This window comes from Ruthenibacterium lactatiformans (genome assembly GCF_000949455.1).
Classification (GTDB): domain Bacteria; phylum Bacillota; class Clostridia; order Oscillospirales; family Ruminococcaceae; genus Ruthenibacterium; species Ruthenibacterium lactatiformans.
In genome coordinates this window covers 33,693-50,068 of record NZ_JXXK01000013.1, presented here as the reverse complement: position 1 = coordinate 50,068, position 16,376 = coordinate 33,693, and the positions used below count along the sequence as shown (strand labels likewise).

The 16,376-nt window shown below is 60.3% G+C and carries 13 protein-coding genes and 1 riboswitch; of the genes, 7 read left to right on the top strand and 6 right to left on the bottom strand.

What is annotated here, in order from left to right; genetic code table 11:
• Positions 1 to 60: 60 nt before the first annotated feature.
• The 3 genes from TQ39_RS10275 to TQ39_RS10265 all read right to left on the bottom strand — a co-directional run bounded on the left by TQ39_RS10275 (position 61) and on the right by TQ39_RS10265 (position 2,515).
• The gene (locus tag TQ39_RS10275; RefSeq protein WP_050005464.1) at positions 61 to 1,113 is read right to left on the bottom strand and encodes a V-type ATPase subunit; all 1,053 of its coding nucleotides are present in this window, start codon (positions 1,111 to 1,113) and stop codon (positions 61 to 63) included.
• 36 nt (positions 1,114 to 1,149) lie between these two features.
• On the bottom strand, positions 1,150 to 1,464 hold the full coding sequence (locus TQ39_RS10270; RefSeq protein ID WP_050005463.1) for a hypothetical protein: 315 nt from the start codon (positions 1,462 to 1,464) through the stop codon (positions 1,150 to 1,152).
• Between the two features lie 358 nt (positions 1,465 to 1,822).
• Complete coding sequence (locus TQ39_RS10265) at positions 1,823 to 2,515, bottom strand: hypothetical protein (protein ID WP_050005462.1); 693 nt, start codon at positions 2,513 to 2,515, stop codon at positions 1,823 to 1,825.
• A gap of 217 nt (positions 2,516 to 2,732) precedes the next feature.
• On the opposite strand from TQ39_RS10265, the gene TQ39_RS10255 reads away from it, so the two are divergent.
• A complete protein-coding gene (locus tag TQ39_RS10255; protein ID WP_009324537.1) occupies positions 2,733 to 3,236 on the top strand; it encodes a hypothetical protein in 504 nt (167 codons plus the stop codon).
• 61 nt (positions 3,237 to 3,297) lie between these two features.
• On the opposite strand, the gene TQ39_RS10250 is transcribed toward TQ39_RS10255, so the two are convergent.
• The gene (locus tag TQ39_RS10250; protein ID WP_158555353.1) at positions 3,298 to 4,170 is read right to left on the bottom strand and encodes a phosphatase PAP2 family protein; all 873 of its coding nucleotides are present in this window, start codon (positions 4,168 to 4,170) and stop codon (positions 3,298 to 3,300) included.
• Positions 4,171 to 4,334: 164 nt separating this feature from the next.
• Here TQ39_RS10250 and TQ39_RS10245 point away from each other — a divergent pair, with 164 nt between their 5' ends.
• Positions 4,335 to 5,348 carry an aldo/keto reductase gene (locus tag TQ39_RS10245; RefSeq protein ID WP_050005459.1) on the top strand — a complete coding sequence of 338 codons (1,014 nt, stop codon included), beginning with the start codon at positions 4,335 to 4,337 and terminating at the stop codon, positions 5,346 to 5,348.
• 80 nt (positions 5,349 to 5,428) lie between these two features.
• On the opposite strand, the gene TQ39_RS20295 is transcribed toward TQ39_RS10245, so the two are convergent.
• Complete coding sequence (locus tag TQ39_RS20295; RefSeq protein WP_156146266.1) at positions 5,429 to 6,181, bottom strand: CRISPR-associated endonuclease Cas3''; 753 nt, start codon at positions 6,179 to 6,181, stop codon at positions 5,429 to 5,431.
• A gap of 300 nt (positions 6,182 to 6,481) precedes the next feature.
• Positions 6,482 to 6,736 carry a sporulation transcriptional regulator SpoIIID gene (locus TQ39_RS10235; protein WP_050005457.1) on the bottom strand — a complete coding sequence of 85 codons (255 nt, stop codon included), beginning with the start codon at positions 6,734 to 6,736 and terminating at the stop codon, positions 6,482 to 6,484.
• Positions 6,737 to 7,083: 347 nt separating this feature from the next.
• Between TQ39_RS10235 and TQ39_RS10230 the strand changes: the two genes are divergently transcribed.
• The 5 genes from TQ39_RS10230 to TQ39_RS10210 all read left to right on the top strand — a co-directional run bounded on the left by TQ39_RS10230 (position 7,084) and on the right by TQ39_RS10210 (position 16,165).
• The gene (locus TQ39_RS10230; protein ID WP_050005456.1) at positions 7,084 to 8,760 is read left to right on the top strand and encodes a hypothetical protein; all 1,677 of its coding nucleotides are present in this window, start codon (positions 7,084 to 7,086) and stop codon (positions 8,758 to 8,760) included.
• A 215-nt stretch (positions 8,761 to 8,975) separates the two neighbouring features.
• Positions 8,976 to 9,145, top strand: a riboswitch (Lysine riboswitch).
• Positions 9,146 to 9,273: 128 nt separating this feature from the next.
• Positions 9,274 to 11,046, top strand: a complete 1,773-nt coding sequence (locus tag TQ39_RS10225; protein WP_050005455.1) for a Na+/H+ antiporter NhaC family protein — start codon at positions 9,274 to 9,276, stop codon at positions 11,044 to 11,046.
• A gap of 255 nt (positions 11,047 to 11,301) precedes the next feature.
• Complete coding sequence (locus tag TQ39_RS10220) at positions 11,302 to 12,672, top strand: carboxylesterase/lipase family protein (RefSeq protein WP_050005454.1); 1,371 nt, start codon at positions 11,302 to 11,304, stop codon at positions 12,670 to 12,672.
• 21 nt (positions 12,673 to 12,693) lie between these two features.
• Positions 12,694 to 13,722 carry an NAD(P)/FAD-dependent oxidoreductase gene (locus TQ39_RS10215; RefSeq protein ID WP_009324529.1) on the top strand — a complete coding sequence of 343 codons (1,029 nt, stop codon included), beginning with the start codon at positions 12,694 to 12,696 and terminating at the stop codon, positions 13,720 to 13,722.
• Positions 13,723 to 13,882: 160 nt separating this feature from the next.
• Positions 13,883 to 16,165, top strand: coding sequence for a glycoside hydrolase family 3 C-terminal domain-containing protein (locus TQ39_RS10210; protein ID WP_050005494.1), 2,283 nt, complete (start codon positions 13,883 to 13,885; stop codon positions 16,163 to 16,165).
• The last annotated feature ends 211 nt before the right edge of the window (positions 16,166 to 16,376 follow it).

Genomic DNA, 16,376 nt, shown 5'->3' with positions numbered 1-16,376 from the left:
TGCTCCCGCGCCCCGGCGCGGGGAAGGGGATGGCCGCGGCGTCCGGCTGCCGCGATACGGTCAGTATTTCAAGAAGGCACTGATCTGCTCCGGCGAAAGGCCGTAGCGCACGCCCTCGATGACGTTGATGATATTGCTGCGCTCCAGATTGGCCAGGCACAACAGCGCGGCAAGCACCGTCTGCGGCGTGCTGGAAAAATGCAGCAGCTTCTGCGCGGCGCGGTACAGAGCGCGCGTTTCGGATACTTCGGAGGCATCCGCCGGGTCTGCCGAGCGGGCGCCGTATACCTGTCCCGCGCGGCCCGCGTTGTACAGCTTCAAAAATTCGTCCAGCCCCCGGGTATCGGCCAATGCGTTCATGTTTTTTGCCGAGAGCACGCCGTACACCGGTATAAGGAGCTTTTTCAGGTCTTCGGGTGTGAGCTGGGGGCTGAAAAACGCTTTGGCGCGGAACAGGAGGTCCAGGTTGTAGATCTCCGCTTCCATACGGAACAGGCGCTTTGTGTCCGCTGCGCTGCGGCCGGAGAGGTCGCGGTCGATCTGCGCCAGAACAGTGGTGTAGAAGTAAGACTGAAACGCATGCTCGCATTTCAGATAATCAAGCTTCTGGCCCGCGGCGGGCAGCACGCCGGCCAGCACCTTGGCGTAGGGCGTGCCGGCCACTACCTCAAGGCAGTCCTGCGCGCTTTCGGCCTTGGCCAGCCTGAGCAGGCTGAAGCTGGTTTTGGGCATCAGAAAGCCGGGCACCTGGATGATATAATGATGCCGGAAGCCCATGGACAGAAGCCGCAGCTTGGCAAGAAGCTCGTTGATCTCGCTGCGCATTAAAAAATACGCTCCGAACTTGCCCTTGCGGAAGCTGTAGCGCATCAGCGATTCGTATTTGTAATAAACGTCCTTGCTGAGTGCCTCTTCGATCTGCGCGCGGTGCAGGTTGGTTTGGGAAAGCCCTTTCAGGCTGTCCTTAAAATAGGGATGGCTCTGCAGCGCGGCCGTCACCTCAATGACGCTGCGCTTGCGCATCAGCTCCAGGTAATCGCTGTGCGAAAGGCGGCGTGCGGCGATGGCCTTGGCCTTGGGTACGATGGCAAGCGCGGACAGATTTTCAAGCATGGCCTTTTCGCCCCTTTCTGTTATGCGTAGCGCGCGTCACAGCGCGGCCAGCGTATTTTGTGTGATCTCGGCCAGCCATGCGTCATGCCCGTCCTCAAAGGCGTTGTCCAGCGCATGCTTGGCGTCCAGATAGGCGGCGTCCATACGCTCGCTCTCGCGGGCCTCGCGCTGGGCGAATTCCTCATCGATGGCGGCGCGTCCCTTATCGGCCTCGGTTTCGCGGCGGGCGATCTCAGCATCGGCGCGTTTTTTGGCATCTGCCAGAACAGCCTGCTTTTCCTGCTGGGCCTGCTCGATGATCTCGCGGGCCTTGCGGTCTGTTTCAATGATGCGGTCTACAAATTTTTCCATGATATCCCTCCCGCAATGTTGTATACTATATAAATAGGAAATAAAGCGATATTACTTACCTACTTTACTCCCATTCTTCGGAAATATCAATATTATACATCTGCCAAAGTTTTGTCAACCCTTCCTGGCAGATGTTGCCATTTTGTACAGTATTTCTGTAGGAATGTTTTTGAACGAAAAACAAATGTGTTTTGAATCCTGCCATCTGTGTGTGGAATGCGGGCATTTTTCCGGCTGAAAGCACGCAGCTAAAAAAATGGAACGAACGCAAACGCCCCCGAAACGCGCGCGGCGTTTCAGGGGGCGTGTCCTTTGCGGGATGTGCGTCCGTATATACGGTGCGGCAGGCGCGTTCTTCTTATGCGGGATTCGGTCGTTCCAGCCGGAGCGCGGGCTGCCCGTCCGCGCCCTCGTACAGGGCGGTCCCGCAGAAGCCCTGTTCCAGCAGGCGGGAGACCGCCAGCGTGTCCGCCAGAGGGATGTGCACACGCCGTACGGCGTCTTCATCCGGCGTTCCCGGGGCAGGCTGCCGAAGGCCGGGCGGCGTCAGCAGGTAATGCGGGCGCAGCGCCGCCAGCGGGCGCACGAGGAACAGCGTAAAGCCCGCCTCGAAAAAGCCGTCCAGCAGCAGGCCGCCCGTTTTGACGGGGACTGCGGCGGCGAGCCTTTTTTCGGGGGAGGCACAGGGCGGCCAGAGGCGTTCGCCCAGCAGGGAAAGAAAGCGCCCGGCAAAGGCCCGGCCCTCGGGCGTGGCGGCGGGCGGCAGCAGAAAACGGGCCGGAAGGCGCGCGGGCGCCAGCGCGCCGCGCAGAGCGGCAGCCTGGGGCGTGGCGGAACGGGCGGGTACACAGGCGCAGCAGACAACCAACTCTCCGCCCAGAAAACCGCCCCACCATTCGCCTTCGCCAAACAGCGCGGCAAGCGTTTCGCGTGTGCCCCAGGCGGTGTCGCGCCCGCAAGCGCCATACAGCGTGCAAATAGCCGCAAGGTCCATCAATACCAGCCGCCGCACAGTGAAGCGCGGCGGCACAGGATACAGTGAATGCTCCATAAAATGATTCCTCCCAGTTGAAAATGACGGCAGGCCCTTTTGTGCCGCTCGCCGTGCCGCGCGGGAGCGCCGGGACGGAAAACTGCCGCGGGCAAGCGGGCGCAGCCCGGTGCTATAACCCATATGCGTGCCGCTTTTGTTTTATGCGGGTGGATTTTTACACGCCGGCATGCTACAATAAGAAAAACGACAGGTTTGCCCCGCCGGGAGGAAACGTATGAAACTGCCAAAGATTTTTTTCCGCAAGCTCATCATCGGCGCTGTGCTGTTGGCCATCGCCACCGGTATGACGGCGTTTATTAAGGAATCCCTCGATACGCAGGACCCGGAATCCGCGCTGCCCATCATTACAGTTCTGTATGGGGATGAGGAGCTTGTTCCGGACAAGGAGGTGCGCCGGGCGGGTTGGGAATGGAATTTTTTCCTGACACAGGAAAAAACGCCGCTGCTCTCGCCGGAGGACGTGCCGCTGCAGCCTGTGGACGTGATGCCGGGCGCACAGATGCGCATTCTGTTCACCAAGGAACCTTCGGAGCTGCGGGTGATGCGTGCCGTCAGCGATAAGCCGACGGAATATCTGGAGCTTTCGGATGCGGGCGGCGGCCGTTTCAGCACACCCACCACGCCGGGCCTCTATTTTTATAAAGTACGGGCGGAATGGTCCGGCCGGGGCTTTATCCAATATTATTTTGCTTTGCAGGTGCGTGAGCTGCAAATATAATGAAAAGGCCGTTCCCGTGGGAACGGCCTTTTCACGGCTTTTGCGGAATGGCATGCCATACTTATGTGCCGGGAGCCGTCAGCTCACGTGCGCCTGCGCGGTACCATTTTGTTTTGCGCATGCCCAGGTAGAGCAGCAGCATCACAAAGGCCGCGGCCAGCGTGTCGCTGAGGTAATGCCGCCCGATGACGAGCCTGCACAAGGCCATAAAGGCCACATAGGCCCAGCAAAGCGCCCATACCAGCGTGCGGCGGCGGTTCCACTTGAGGCAGACGTCACAGGCCAGTGTCAGGATGAACACACTGCACGCGGCAGCCGTGTGGCCGGACGGAAAGCTGGAACCGCCGTTGCCGAACGGCTGCATCCAGCTTGTAAACTGTGCGAACGCGCCCTCGAAGCCGCCGCCCGCGGCGGTGAGCATGTCGTCAAAGCGCGTGCGCTGCCAGACAGCCTTGATAATGTTGATGGCGGCAAGCCCGGCCAGCAGATACACCGTGCCCCAAAGGCATACGAATTCCAGCTTTTTGCGCCCCCCGCTGCGGGAGCGGTACAGCGCCAGTGCGCATATACCCAGCGAAAGGCCGCCCAGCAGGACGGTCCACAGTGTGATGGAAGGGCCGGACATCCCGCGCTTTACAAGATGGTGCGCGCCCATATACAGCAGGATGCCGCTGCCGGCAACCGCCAGCAGGCCGCCCGCGGCGCGCAGCGGCATGCTTCGCGCACCGTCCAGGGCAATACAGACGCACAGCACGACGGCGGGCAAATACTGAGGAAACCAGCCGAAGGCCTCCATCAATACGGCGGGCAGGAACCCGGGTGAATACAGCGCGAGGTCGATCTCCAGATCCCAGAGTGCCGCGGCGCCCAGCCCCGCACACAGCAGCGCGGCGCCCAATGCCAGGAACCAGCGGTTCGTTTTTTCTTTCAGCATGGCATGCTCCCCTCCGGCGGGCCGCTTCCGGCCGCGCCTCATTCTCAACGTTTTGCTCTATCATATCACAAAAAGAACTTTGCAACAAACCGGCGCGGGTGTATAATCGGGGTTGACAGGCAACGCCGCGCCTGCGGCAAGCGGCAAAAGGAGGAAACTGCGTTATGCAATACAGAATTTTGGGAAAGACAGGTTTGAAGGTATCTGCTGTGGGTTTTGGGGGCATTCCCATCCAACGCATCGACGCACGGGGAACCCGCGCACTGATGGAACGCCTTGTGGAAAAGGGTGTGAACTACATCGACACCGCGCGCGGCTACACTGTGTCGGAGAGCTATCTGGGCGAGGCATTGTCCGGCGGTCTGCGGGAGAAGTTCATTCTTGCAACGAAATCCATGTCCCGCGGTTACGCGGACATGGCGCGGGACATCGGCATCAGCCTGAGCAACCTGAGGACGGATTATATCGACCTGTATCAGCTGCACAATATAAAGTCTGATGCTGATTTTGAGCTGGCGTTTTCTGCTGAGGGCGCCGTGGCTGCCATTCAGGACGCCATCCGGGCGGGCAAGGTCGGACATCTCGGCGCAACAGCTCACTCGGTGGACAGCTTCGAGCGGCTGCTCTCCTATCCGGAGATCGAGACCATCATGTTCCCATATAATATCGTTGAAAGCCAGGGTGAAGCGTTGATGGAGCGTGCGGCCGCGCAGAACGTGGGGGTCATTGCGATGAAGCCGCTGGCGGGCGGCAACATCACCGACGGTACGCTGGCCATGCGGTACATTCTGCAAAACAAGACCTGTACGCTGGCCATCCCCGGAATGGCCACGTTGGAAGAGATAGAGCAGAACACAGCTGCGGCGGAGCAGGACGGCCCGCTTACACCGGAGGAGCTGGCCGCATGCGAAGCCATCCGCGCCGGGCTTTCGGGCAATTTCTGCCGCAGGTGCGGATACTGTGCGCCGTGTACGGTGGGCATCGATATCCCGGGTATCTTCACGCTGGAAAACTATCTCAAGCATTACGATCTGGCGGACTGGGCCAGATCGCGCTACGAGTCTCAGACGGCAAGGGCGGGGGACTGCATCGGCTGCGGTAAGTGCGAGGCGCGCTGCCCTTACGAGCTGCCCATCCGTGAAAAGCTGAAGGGCGTGGCCAAGGCGTTCGGCGCGTAGCCGCTTTACAGGCTGCTGCAGCCGGTGATAAAAGAAAAAGGCCGGAGTTCTGATTGAAAATGCAATCGGAGCTCCGGCCTTTAAACTCGAATCCCCTCCGTGAGGGGGAGCGACCGCCGGCGCAGCCTCCTTGATTGCCAGCAGCGCGGTTTCAATCCACGCTCCCCGGGAAGGGAGCGGCAGCTTTCAGCATGCGGCGAATCCCTTTCCGTCGGCTTTGACGGTGGGCGGGGTACATCAGAGTGGCCGGATGGAAGGCGCCTTCTTTTTCCAGCAGCCTGAACAACTCCCGCGCGGCTTCCCGGACATGAAGGCCTCGGTATCCAGAAAATCCGCGTCCACCAGGCAGGAATAAAGCATGCAGGTAAAGAACATGCCCGCTCCCGGGTTCTGCTTTGCGAAGGGGGAGGTTGTCCGCCGGGCAGGGATACCTCCCGGACCCAGGCGCCGTAAGGCTCCAGCCCGCCGCGGCCCGCCCGGTTGATCCGTCCCCAAAAGGTGGCGGCTTCCGGGCCGTCTCCGCGCCCGCCGCCATCCGGAAGGCCGCCGTGATGGCCTGCCACGGCGAAGGCGGCGAAGGGCTGGCCGCGCCCCATACATTCAAAAGCGCCGGCAGTGGCGTGATCCACCCGCCTGGAATCGCCCGTCAGCCGCCGCTGAAACGCAGCAGAGTATTTTCCAATGTCATGGGCCGTCCCGGCCAGCAGCCCCTGTGCCTCGCCGCCGAAAGGGCGGGAAAACTCCGCCGCCAGCGAGGCGGCGCCCGCCAGATGCTCGAAAACCGTTCGTTCCCGTCCGTCCTCCGCGATGTGTGCAAGAAATTTATTTTCCATAGCCGCTCCTTTCTTGGCAGCCCGGCACGAGCGCCTTGCGGTGGGCCGCAGGGATGGGTGAACAAAACATGTGGCTGAACAGAATCGCCTGTATTTGTTGTTATTTCCAGTATGTATTAGTATTTGTTGAAATTAAAACGGCAAAATAGGGAAATAAATTTGAGAATTTTATCGCTTTTTACAAAACACAGGTCGGCCCTGTCTGCCGTGGGGGCGTTGCTTGAAGGCTTGCATGCGGTGGAAAAGGCAAAACAGAGCGGCAGCCCGTTCCCTGCCGACGGCCTGCCGCTGTATTGCCGGTTATTCTATTTCCGGATGGTATTTCTGCCGTGTGGCCGCGCCGCCGCGCAGATGACGCTCCTCTTTATTCACGCGCAGCACCTTCTGCACCTCGTCGTACAGAGTGTGATTCTGCTTTTCCAAACGGTATGTAATATCCTTGTGCACTGTAGATTTGCTGATGCCGAACGTTTTGGCCGCGCTGCGCACGGTGGCGCCGGTCTCCGTGATGTATTCGCCCAATTGCACCGCCCGCTCCTCCGGATTGCCCTTCATGCCGCAACAACTCCCTATTTGTGTTTGTTGTATATATATGGTGGCTTCGGGCGGTTTATGCGGACAAAGCGGAGAGAAAGGCCGGCGCACAGTAAAATGTGAACCGTCCGCCGCGGCAGCAGCGGCCTGCCATAAGCGGCCGAAGTGCAATGTGCAGCCGCGGTGGTACGGATTTTGGAATTTTAAGCAAAATATGCAATGCTTCTTTTGGAAGCGGACAAAACCTGTGTTGTTTTTTATAGATAAAAAAACTATGATAATAACAAAGCACAAGCCGCGGCGGCACGCCGCGCGGCGCACAAGCACCGGCTTTTGCCGTCACTTTTATTTGGAAAGGGAGCCCCCATATGAAAGAGCATTACAACAAGGTCCTGCGGGACAGCGACGCCCGTGTCGCACGCTTTATGGAGATTCAGATCCTGGACCGGAACGACCCGTTTTTTGGCGGATTCCCCTCGGCGGACAGCATTGCGGAGCCGAAGGTGGCCATCTATCATCTGACGACCATGACGGCCTGCTGCCTGAACGCGGACAGCAAATGGCATCTGGACGCAGAGGTGCTCCGGCGCATTTTGCTGGCGCTGGATTATGTGCGCCGCTCCCAGCGGCCGGGCGGCTATTTCGACCTCGTCAACTGCAACTTTTTTTCCGGCCCGGACACGGCTTTCTGCACGAAGCGGCTGCTGCCCGTGTACGTATATCTGCGCCGGATCGCGGAGGGTGCGCAGGCGGCGGACGCGGCGGAAAAAGATGTGTGCGCGCAGCTGCTGCCGCTGTATGAAGCCATTGTGAAAGATGCCGCCGAAGCACTGACACACTGCGGTTTTCATACGCCGAACCACCGCTGGGCCATCGCATCGGTACTGATGATGTGCCACAGGCTGCTGGGCGGCGAGGCGTACAAAAAGGCCGCGGACGCTATTTTGCTGGAAGGCAGCGACTGCAACGCAGACGGCGAATATGCGGAGCGCTCGGCGGGCAATTACAACCGGATCAACAACGACGCGATGATCATGCTGGCCGTGGCCACGGGCGACGACGCTTATTACGAACCTGTGGTGCGGAACCTGACCATGATGCTCACCTATGTCGAGCCGGACGACAGCATCTTTACGAACAACTCCACCCGGCAGGACCGGGGGCGCAAGATCTATCCCAAAGACTATTACTTTGAGTATCTGTATATGGGCGACGTGCTGCAGAAGCCGGAATTTCTGGACGCGGCGAATGAGATCATGGCGGCAGTGGACCGCCACGGCCTGAAGGCTATGGATTGCCTGATCCAGTTCATGCTGCAGCCCCGTCTGGCCGCGCTGGAGCACGCGGGCAGCGGTTTCCCGGCGGATTACCACAAATTTTACAAGGGCAGCGAGATCGTACGCTGCCGCCGGAAGGGGTATTCCTACACCATCATCAACCACAGCGCGGGCTTTTTGTATTTCCAGAACGGCGATTTTACTGTGAGTATGCACATCGGCGCCAGTTTCTGTGAGCACCGCAGCTTCATCCCCGAGACGCTGGCCTCCACGGGCGAAAACGCCTATGCGCTGCACCAGACCATGACGGGCTGGTATTATCTGCCGTTTGAAGAAAAGCCGGAGACCAGCGACTGGTGGAAAATGGACCACACGAAGCGCGCGCAGCTTCACGGGCCGGATATGATATTCGATGTGGAGGTCACCGAGGCGGAGAACGGCATTGACGTGCACATCGTCAACACCGGGATCGACCGTGCGCCTCTGCGTGTGGAGCTTGCGTTCGACGCGGGCTGCCGCGTGGAGACGGAGCATTTTGCCGCGGATGGCGCGGAGGGCGGCGGTATCGTCGCCAAATCCGGAACGCTGACGGCCTCCAGGGGAAGGTATGCCATCGAGGCGGGCCCGTGCTTCGGCGCGCACGGCTTCACAGCGGGTAAGTTTGGAAGCATGAAGCGCACCGAGGGCTGCTATACTGTGTATTTGACGGATTTCAGCTGTTTTGAGCACACCATCTCTCTGCGGGCGAAACCCAGCCTTCACGATTGAGACCCCTGAAAAAAACGAAACGCATTGCCCCGGCGGATGCCGGGGCGTTTTTTGAAGAAGCGGAAAAGCCGTGTGCATCCGGAAAAATTTTTTGTGTAAAAAATGGCGGATCCGCTTGCTATTTTGGAGCAGCCGTGCTAATTTATAAGTATCATTCGAATGTTCCCGGGCGCGTTGTGTGCTTCGGGAAGGCCGGAAAGGTCTTTTCAACTGAATACGCGGATAGAGGCGCGGGACTCATGCGTACCCGGAACAATGGCCAGGCAGCCGTTTCGGGGAGAGGGGGAACCGCCGAAGGAGCAGCCGCCTGCCTGGGCGGCGTATCCTGGGCCGTGGGAGAATATCCTGCGGACTGTCACAAAATTTGTGGAGCGCTATCCAGACGCATCTTCCAGCGGAGGCTGCGTCCGGTTGCCCTGTGCGCTCTATGCGCACAGGGCTTTTTGTTTTTTCCAGCCTGTGTCCGTGTGTCGGAGCGGAGGGCCTGCGGCAGAACACAGGAGGAGGAACAGTATGAAAAAAAGGATTCGGCTGCTGCCCATGCTGGCGGCGGTGCTGGTGCTGGCGGTTTTGTGCGCGGCGCCGGCTTTTGCGGAAAGCGGCGCGCAGGACGAACCGGGTTCGCGCATGGTGGAATGCGCGGAATGCGGCGGCTCGGGCGCTTGCATGGAATGCCTGGGCAAGGACGCGGCATGCGGGGCGTGCGGCGGGAAAAACATCTGCGGGGCCTGCGGCGGCTCCGGCAGGACAGAGGCGGAAAGCCGGTTTTACAATACGGCATGGTCCCTGCTGCCGCCGCTCATTGCCATCACGCTGGCGCTCATCACAAAAGAGGTGTATTCTTCACTGTTTATAGGCATTGCTGCGGGCGGCCTGCTGTATGCGAATTTCAGCTTTGAGGGCACGGTGCTGCACGTATTTCAGGGGGGCATCGTCTCGGTGCTGTCGGACGCATACAACGTCGGCATCCTGGTGTTTCTTGTCGTTTTGGGCACGATGGTCTGCATGATGAACAAGGCCGGCGGTTCTGCGGCCTTCGGACGATGGGCACAGACACATATCAAATCCCGCGTGGGCGCGCAGCTGGCTACGGTAGCGCTGGGCTGCCTTATTTTCATCGACGATTATTTCAACTGTCTGACGGTGGGCTCCGTGATGCGGCCCGTCACCGACAAGCACCGGGTATCGCGCGCCAAATTGGCGTATATCATCGACGCTACGGCGGCACCGGTGTGCATCATTGCGCCTATTTCGTCCTGGGCGGCGGCTGTGTCCGGTTTTGTGGAGGATGGAAAGGGCCTGTCCCTCTTCATCCGGGCCATTCCCTATAATTTCTATGCACTGTTCACCATCGCCATGATGGTGATGCTTGTTGTGCTGCGGGTGGATTACGGCCCCATGGCGAAAAGCGAGGCGCTGGCCGGCGGGGGAGACCTGTTCGGCGGCGGGCCGGACCCCTATGCGGGCGCAGGGGAGGCCCCGGCGGACAAAGGGCGTGTGGTTGACCTTATTGCACCCATTGCAGTGCTTATTATCTGCTGCGTGGTGGGCATGGTGTATTCCGGCGGCTTCTTCGCAGGCGGGGAAGGCGGCGTGCTGGCGCGTTTCAGCACCGCGTTCTCAAACTCCGACGCGTCGGTAGGGCTGATGCTTGGGTCCGCATTCGCTCTGGTGTTCAGCTTCGTTTATTATATGCTGCGCCGGGCAATGTCCTTCCGCGAGATGATGGGCTGCATCCCGGACGGCTTTAAGGCGATGGTGCCTGCCATTATGATCCTCACATTCGCATGGTCGCTGAAAGCCATGACGGATTCTCTGGGCGCGAAATACTTTGTGCGGGACCTTGTGAAAAGCGGCGCGGAAGGCATGCAGATGTTCCTGCCGGCCATCGTGTTCCTGATCGGCTGCCTGCTGGCTTTTGCGACAGGGACAAGCTGGGGAACGTTCGGCGTGCTCATCCCCATCACCATGGCGATCTTCCCTCTGGACGACCCCATGGGCATCGTGTGCATTGCCGCATGTATGGCGGGCGCCGTGTGCGGCGACCATTGTTCGCCGATCTCCGACACAACGATCATGGCCTCTGCGGGCGCCCAGTGCGACCATGTCCAGCATGTCTCCACACAACTGCCCTATGCAATAACGGCGGCAGCCGTTTCCTGCATCTCTTATGTGGCGGCGGGTCTGCTGGTGCATTTCGAGCTGCCGGGTCTGCTGGCGCTGCCGTTCGGGTTGGCTCTGATGGCCGGTTTCCTGCTCTGGAAGAAAAAAAGCGGCACACGCTGACACATATTGGAACGAAAGGCCGTCCGCGGCGCATACCGCGGACGGCTTTTTAATTGCAGAGCGGTGAAAAGGCTGCCCAAACGGCTCGCCGGATGGCATGAAAAACGGCGGGGCTTTTGATGTGCAAGAAATACAATGTACTTGATGCGCGTAAGAGGGTATTCTTTATTGTAATGGAATTGCTGGAAAAGGCCGGGCGGAAAGCGCCCTGCCGGAGCCGCACCGTCAGGAAAGAAAGCAGGGAGGAAAGCCGGTATGAAAAACCATTTTGTACATACGCCGTGCGGGCCCGTACAGGGCGCGGCGGGCGGAGCGGACGGCGTGTCCGTATTCCGCGGCATACGGTACGCCACGGCAGGGCGCTGGGAATATCCCCGGCAGGTGACGCATTGGGACGGCGTGTATGACGCCGCCAATTTCGGTGCGTGTTCGTTTCAGCCGCGCGCGTTCTACAACGAAGAAGACGTGCCGGAAAAGGCGTTTTATTACAACGAATTCCGTCGGGGCGAACACTACGATTACAGTGAGGACTGCCTGTTTTTAAACATTTGGGCTCCCGACGACGCAAAAAACGCGCCCGTGCTGTTTTATATTCACGGAGGCGGATTTTTGGGTGGGTGCGGCCATGAAAAGCATTTTGACGGCACGGCCTGGTGCAAAAAGGGCGTTGTTGCCGTCACCATCAATTACCGTCTGGGCCCTATGGGCTTTTTGTGCCTGCCGGAGCTTGCCGCCCGGGACGGGCATACGGGCAACTACGCAATGTTTGACCAGATGGCCGCGCTGTGCTGGGTGCGGGACAATATCGCCGCTTTTGGCGGCGACCCGGGCCAAGTTACTCTTATGGGCCAGTCCGCGGGCGCGATGAGCGTACAGCAGCTTTGTGTTTCGCCCATGACGAACGGGCTGTTCCGCGGCGCGGTGATGATGAGCGGAGGCGGCGTTTCCAGACTGCTGGGCGCGGCGCAGAAAGCGGAAGAAGCGTATCCGTTCTGGCAGGCGGTGCGGCAGAAGCTGGGCGCGGCAGATTTTGCGGCGCTGTGCGGCGCAGAACCGCAGGCGCTGTTCGCGGCGTTCGCCGAGGCAAGGAAAGAACAGAAGAACCCCATGGCCGGGTGCGGCCCGGTGGTGGACGGCGTATTCCTTACGGAAAGCGCGGCGGAAGCTGCAAAAGCAGGGCGGCAAAAGAACATCCCGTACCTGATGGGCTCCACCAGCGAGGACGTTGTGCCGCCCATCGTGCATAAAATGGCAAAGGGCTGGGCGCGGTTGCAGGCGGACCAGGGCAAACAGCCCAGCTATGCCTATTTCTTCAGCCGTCAGCTGCCCGGAGATGAAAAAGGTGCGTGGCATTCGGCAGACCTGTGGTATGCGTTCGGCACGCTGGACAGCTGTTGGCGGCCTTTCACGGAATGGGACCGGGCTTTGTCCGAAGCGATGGTGTCGTACCTGACGAATTTTGCAAAAACGGGCGACCCCAACGGGCCGGGATTGGCGGAATGGCTGCCTGTGAAAAAGGGCCAGACGCAGGTGCTGCGGTTTGGAGACAGGGATATCACCATGGGCGGCGTCTCTGTTGCCAGGCTGACGCACACCATGCTCACCAAGCCAAACGTGGGCGAATGACGGGAGAGCGAGGTGCACGGTATGTATGACGCCGTCGTCGCAGGAGCGGGCCCCGCGGGAGCGGCAGCGGCCAAGGCGCTCTGTGAAGCGGGCCGCCGTGTGCTGCTGGTGGAGCGGTTTCGGCTGCCGCGATACAAATCCTGCTCCGGCATATTGATCAAAAAGTCGTTGGGGTTGGTGAAGCAGTATTTTGGCGAGGAAGTACCGTCGGCTGTCTGCTGTGCTCCGGTGGAAAACCGGGGGATGATCTTTACCGATGACAAGGGCGGGGAATATGCTTTCAGGCAGGAAGGGCGCAATGTGTGGCGCGGCGCTTTTGACGGCTGGCTCGTGGCGAAGGCGGCGGAAAGCGGAGCGGAGCTGCTGGACGGTACCGCCGCGATTGCCTGTGAAGAAGAGAACGGCGCTGTTTGGGTCACGCTGCAGAACAGGGAACGCTGTAAAGTGCGGGCAAGGTATCTGCTGGACTGCGAGGGCGTGACGGGCGCGCTGAAACGGAAGCTGGCGCCGGGCCCGGCGCAGTATATCACAACGTTTCAAACCTTTAACGAGGGCCGCATCGCGCTGGACCCGCATTATTTTTACGCCTATCTTCAGCCGGAGCTTTCGGAGTACGACGCATGGTTCAATGTGAAGGACGGCTTTCTGGTGCTGGGCGTGTCGGTGCGGGATGCGAAGCGGGCGGAATATTTTTATCGGCGTTTCCTTTCCTACATGGAGGAGCGGCACGGCCTGTGCACCGGCCGGGAGGAAAGACGCGAGAAATGGCTGATGCCCCGTATTCCGCCCGGCTGTCCCATCTATTATGGACAGGGACGCGTTTTGTGCGCGGGCGAAGCGGCGGGGTTTCTGAACCCGATGGGCGAGGGTGTCTCGGCTGCGCTGGAGAGCGGACATCATGCAGCCGGCGCGCTTATGGAGCATTGGAATGAGCCGGAGCGCGCCCTGGCGCGCTACCGGGAACGGACGAACGCCCTGCGGGCTTACATGCGGCGTCAATGGAGTTTTACCGCAGGCATGGCGGAGACGTTCCGGGAGATGAGGACGTAAGGAGACCGCCTGAACGCCGAATGACGGGAAAAACGGCAATGAACGCCTCAAAAACAGACGGCCGCTCTTGACGGCCTGCCTGCCGCCGCGTTATGCTGAATACAGCAAAGCGGTGCGTCCGGGCTGCGGCCGCACCGAAAAATGAGAGGATGTGTTTTTTTTGGAACGCAATATAAACGAGCTTGTGGCGCAGATGACGCTGGAGGAAAAGGCCGGGCTGTGTTCGGGCGCGGATTTCTGGCATTTGAAGGGCGTGGAACGGCTGGGCATCCCGGGCGTGATGGTGTCGGACGGCCCGCACGGGCTGCGCAAGCAGGACCAGGAGGCGGACCATCTGGGCATCAACGACAGCATCAAGGCGGTGTGCTTCCCGGCGGCATGCGCGACGGCGGCCAGCTTCGATGAGGCGCTGCTGGAACGGATGGGGCGGGCGCTGGGCGAGGAGTGCCGCGCGGAGGATGTGTCTGTGCTTTTGGGGCCGGCGGTGAACATCAAGCGCAGCCCGCTGTGCGGGCGGAACTTTGAGTATTTCAGCGAGGACCCGTATCTGGCGGGAAAGCTGGCGGCGGCGCAGGTGCGCGGTGTGCAGAGCTGGGATGTGGGCACGAGCGTGAAGCATTATGCTGCCAACAACCAGGAATACCGGCGCATGACGTGCTCGTCCGACATGAGCGAGCGGACGCTGCGGGAAATTTACCTTGCGCCGTTTGAGACGATCGTGAAAGAGGCGCGGCCCTGGACGCTGATGTGCAGCTACAACAAGATCAACGGGGTGTTTGCCAGTGAAAATCCGCACACGCTCACAGAGATCCTGCGGGATGAGTGGGGGTTTGACGGATATGTGATGAGCGACTGGGGAGCGGTGAACGACCGCGTAAAGGGCCTGGCCGCAGGGCTGGAGCTGGAAATGCCATCGTCCAACGGCGTGCGGGACGCGCAGATCGTTGCGGCAGTGCGCGGCGGTACGCTGGAGGAAGCGGTGCTGGACAAGGCGGTGGCACGCATTCTGAACATCGTGTTCCGCTATGCGGATGTACAGCATCCGGAGGCGAAGTTTGACCGCGCGGCACACCATGCGCTGGCGGCAGAGCTGGAAAAAGAATGCGCGGTGCTGCTGCAGAACAAGGGCGCGCTGCCGCTTGCACGGGCCGCGAAGATTGCGTATATTGGCGGCTTCGCGGAAAAGCCCCGGTATCAGGGCGGCGGCTCGTCGCACATCAATGCCAGCGCCGTGACCAGCGCGCTGGATGCGGCACGTGTGAACGGCACGGACGTTGTATACGCCGAGGGATTCCCGGCGGACCGGGACGAGACGGACGAAGCGAAGTTTGCCGCGGCGGTGGAAGCGGCGCGGGCTGCGGACGCGGCCATTATTTTTGCAGGCCTGCCCGACAGCTTCGAAAGCGAGGGCTACGACCGCAGCCATATGCGTTTGCCGGAATGCCAGGACAGGCTGATCGCGCGCGTGGCGGCGGTGCAGCCCAATACAGTGGTGGTGCTGCACAACGGAAGCCCGGTGGAATGCCCGTGGGCGGAGAGCGTGAACGCGGTGCTGGAAATGTATTTGGGCGGCCAGGGCGTGGGAGCGGCCGCGGACGCACTGCTGTACGGAGATGCAAACCCCAGCGGCCGACTGCCGGAGACGTTCCCGTATCAGCTGGAGGATAACCCCAGCCATCTGAATTTCCCGGGCGACGGTAAAAATGTGGAGTATGCCGAGGGCGTATTTGTGGGCTACCGCTACTACGACAAGAAAAAGATGGCCGTGCGCTGGCCCTTCGGCCACGGGCTTTCCTACACCACGTTCGAGTATTCAAACGTGCGCGTTTCGGCGGATGTGCTGAATGACGGCGGCACGGTGACGGTGTATGCGGACATAAAGAACACGGGTGACCGCGCGGGCAGGGAAGTGGTGCAGCTTTATGTGGCGGACCGCACCGGCACGGCGGGACGGCCGGAAAAAGAGCTGAAGGGCTTTGCAAAGGTAGCGCTGGAACCGGGCGAGACAAAAACAGTTGAGCTGAGCGTGGACGCGCGCAGTCTTTCCTGGTACAGCGAGGCGTTGGGCGGCTGGTATGCGGCACCGGGACGCTACGAGCTGCTGGTGGGGCATTCGTCCCGTGATATCCGGGGTGCGGCAGCGGTAGAGTTCCGCACAGAAAAGCTGCTGCCTTTCCATGTGGATGAAAATACCACTGTCGGAGAGCTTTTGGCTGATCCGCGCACCGCATCTTCGGTACGGCAGATGGCGCGTCAGTTTATGGACACAATCGCGCCCGCGGCGGAAGATAGCGCAGATGCCGCAAAAGAGGCGGTTTCCGACGAGATGGCCCGCCAGATGATGGACAATATGCCCTTGCGCGGCCTGCGCAGCTTCGGCGCGTTCCCGGAGGGGGCGCTGGAACGGATGATCGCAGATCTGAACGCGAAGATGGCGCAATAAAAGAGCGGGCTGCTACCCGGCCGCTTTGCTCTGGCCGCGGCCATTGAGACAAGCTTTTCATTGCGGTTCAGGAAAAGACATTCGTGGAACGATGAGCAAAAGCCTGCCGTGCCTTTGGGTGCGGCGGGCTTTTGCTGTACAGAGTGTCTGCAGCCGTTACGGTAAGCGGGCAGCCTGGTTGAATGTACCTTGGCTTTTCAGGTGAAGCTCT

Excerpts from the sequence above, each read along its gene's own strand:
- TQ39_RS10275 (WP_050005464.1), bottom strand. The coding sequence starts at position 1,113 with ATGCTTGAAAATCTGTCCGCGCTTGCCATCGTACCCAAGGCCAAGGCC.
- TQ39_RS10270 (WP_050005463.1), bottom strand. The coding sequence starts at position 1,464 with ATGGAAAAATTTGTAGACCGCATCATTGAAACAGACCGCAAGGCCCGC.
- TQ39_RS10265 (WP_050005462.1), bottom strand. The coding sequence starts at position 2,515 with ATGGAGCATTCACTGTATCCTGTGCCGCCGCGCTTCACTGTGCGGCGG.
- TQ39_RS10255 (WP_009324537.1), top strand. The coding sequence starts at position 2,733 with ATGAAACTGCCAAAGATTTTTTTCCGCAAGCTCATCATCGGCGCTGTG.
- TQ39_RS10250 (WP_158555353.1), bottom strand. The coding sequence starts at position 4,170 with ATGCTGAAAGAAAAAACGAACCGCTGGTTCCTGGCATTGGGCGCCGCG.
- TQ39_RS10245 (WP_050005459.1), top strand. The coding sequence starts at position 4,335 with ATGCAATACAGAATTTTGGGAAAGACAGGTTTGAAGGTATCTGCTGTG.
- TQ39_RS20295 (WP_156146266.1), bottom strand. The coding sequence starts at position 6,181 with ATGGAAAATAAATTTCTTGCACACATCGCGGAGGACGGACGGGAACGA.
- TQ39_RS10235 (WP_050005457.1), bottom strand. The coding sequence starts at position 6,736 with ATGAAGGGCAATCCGGAGGAGCGGGCGGTGCAATTGGGCGAATACATC.
- TQ39_RS10230 (WP_050005456.1), top strand. The coding sequence starts at position 7,084 with ATGAAAGAGCATTACAACAAGGTCCTGCGGGACAGCGACGCCCGTGTC.
- TQ39_RS10225 (WP_050005455.1), top strand. The coding sequence starts at position 9,274 with ATGAAAAAAAGGATTCGGCTGCTGCCCATGCTGGCGGCGGTGCTGGTG.
- TQ39_RS10220 (WP_050005454.1), top strand. The coding sequence starts at position 11,302 with ATGAAAAACCATTTTGTACATACGCCGTGCGGGCCCGTACAGGGCGCG.
- TQ39_RS10215 (WP_009324529.1), top strand. The coding sequence starts at position 12,694 with ATGTATGACGCCGTCGTCGCAGGAGCGGGCCCCGCGGGAGCGGCAGCG.